The organism is Xanthomarina sp. GH4-25 (genome assembly GCF_045363175.1).
In the GTDB taxonomy this organism is placed as follows: domain Bacteria; phylum Bacteroidota; class Bacteroidia; order Flavobacteriales; family Flavobacteriaceae; genus Xanthomarina.
Genome location: NZ_JBJFLO010000020.1, coordinates 1 through 2,228, shown reverse-complemented (window position 1 = coordinate 2,228; position 2,228 = coordinate 1). Strand labels below are relative to the sequence as shown.

General features: G+C 34.8%; 2 protein-coding genes. Both read left to right on the top strand.

What is annotated here, in order from left to right; genetic code table 11:
* The coding region (locus ACI5KZ_RS14750; RefSeq protein ID WP_406848088.1) for a T9SS type B sorting domain-containing protein at nt 1-475 on the top strand (475 nt) is incomplete at its 5' end.
* A gap of 7 nt (nt 476-482) precedes the next feature.
* The coding region (locus tag ACI5KZ_RS14745; protein WP_406848087.1) for a hypothetical protein at nt 483-2,228 on the top strand (1,746 nt) is incomplete at its 3' end.

Sequence of the window (2,228 nt, the reverse complement as noted above, 5' to 3'; positions counted from 1 at the left end):
TATTATTGTAGTAGATGCTACAGAAAATAACACCATTACTGTTTTAGTCTCTGGTGAAGGTGAATATGAATACGCCCTTTACGATCAAGATGGCTTATATGCTACATATCAAACAAGTAACATGTTTTATAATGTCTATGGAGGTATTTATACAGTAGCCGTTAGAGATATTAAAAACGATTGTGGAATTGTAACCCAAGATGTTTCTATAATTGGATTCCCTAAATTCTTCACTCCTAATGCCGATGGATTTAACGACACCTGGAATGTCAAAGGAATTTCTGGTTTATTCCAACCTAATACAATGATTCGTATTTTTGATAGATATGGAAAATTGGTAAAACAACTAAATCCTCTAGGAACTGGCTGGGACGGTACTTTTAACGGTGAACCATTACCAACAGACGATTACTGGTTTTCTGCAACATTACAAGATGGAAGAGAATTTAAAAGTCACTTTACTTTAAAACGTTAATTTATTTTTGAAACAGTATAAAGGCATATTAATCATATTACTTTTTGGCTTTAATTTATCAGTTTTAGCACAAGAGCCAACAGATTGTGTCGATGCTGTTATAGTTTGTGGAAATTCTGAAATTAACTTAGATGTTAATGGCATAGGAATTCAAGAGTTGTTTGGCACAAACACATGTGGAAGTCAAGAAAATAATAGTTTATGGCTTCAAGTCACACTTGTAACCGACGGAACTTTAGGGTTTACACTTACCCCAGAAAGCACCTCCATATTTGAAGACTATGATTTTTTTGTTTTTGGGCCAAACCGACCTTGTAACAACATTGGTCAAGCAATAAGATGTTCTACTACAAACCCTCAAGCTGCCAATCAAGGAAATAATCTAACTGGAATGAATGGGTCTGAAACAGATACTGCCGAAGGTCCTGGTCAATTTGGAAACAGTTTTGTAAAATGGCTGAATGTTACTGCAGGAGATACTTATTTTATTGTTATTGATAGACCCGTGGGAAATAGTGCTTTTAGTTTAGAATGGACAGGAACAGCCCAATTTGCAAGCCCTCCTACAAATGAAACAGGCTCACCTGAAGCATTAAACATAGAAAGTTGTGATATGCTCTTACCTCTGGGAAATGGTCTAACTAATTTTGATTTGGAAGTAAATACGGCTCCCATTATCGGAACACAAACCAATGTAGACGTAACATATCATGTTAATGAGAATGATGCTAATTTAAACATCAATCCGTTAACAAGTCCATATACAAATGTAACCAATCCACAAACCGTTCATGCTAGGTTAACAGATACTGCAACAGGTTGTTTTGAAATCATCCCTTTTACTTTATCGGTGACAAGTCCAGATTTTGCGCCACCAACTAACTTTGAAGTCTGTGATAATTATCAAGATGGTAATGCTACTAATGGTCAAACATTTTTTGACCTTTCATCAAAAAATAACGAAATATTAAATGGTCAAGACCCTGCAGATGTTATTATAAGCTATCATGCACTTCAAGTTGAAGCCGAAAATGACACAAACCCATTACCTAATGTTTATTATAATACTAGCTTAAATTCGCAACAAATTTTTGTTAGAATTGAAGATGCCAACGACAGTTTTTGTGCAAATATTACATCATTGGATTTAACCGTGTTACCAGTTCCAGATGCTTTTAATGCATCGCTTTTGAAATGTGATGAAGATGGCGTGAATGATGGAAGAACAACTTTTAATTTAAATGAAGCAAATACTGAACTAACAGGTGGTATAGCAAACTTATCGACAGCTTTTTATACCACTTTCACCGATGCAGTAAACAGTAATAACCCCATAAATGCAGGGAGCTTTATAAATACAATCAATCCACAATTTATTTTCACACAAGTTATTGACGATACCACAGGGTGTTTTAAAATTGCTCAACTAACCATTGAGGTTTTTGACCTCCCAGTTGCTAATATTGTCAGTTCACAAATTTTTTGTGATGATGGTCTGGATGGCGACAATTCTAATGGACAAATGGACTTCTATTTACATGATTACGATGCAACCGTTCTAGATGGTCAAGATGCGTCTGCTTATACAATCACATATCATCCATCTCAAGTTGACGCTATTGATAATACAGCAGAACTTCCAGAACCATACTACAATCAAACACCTTTTAATGAAACTATTTTTGTTAGAATTGAAAACAATTTAAATACCTCATGTTTCGACACAACATTTTTTGATATCACCATAAACCCT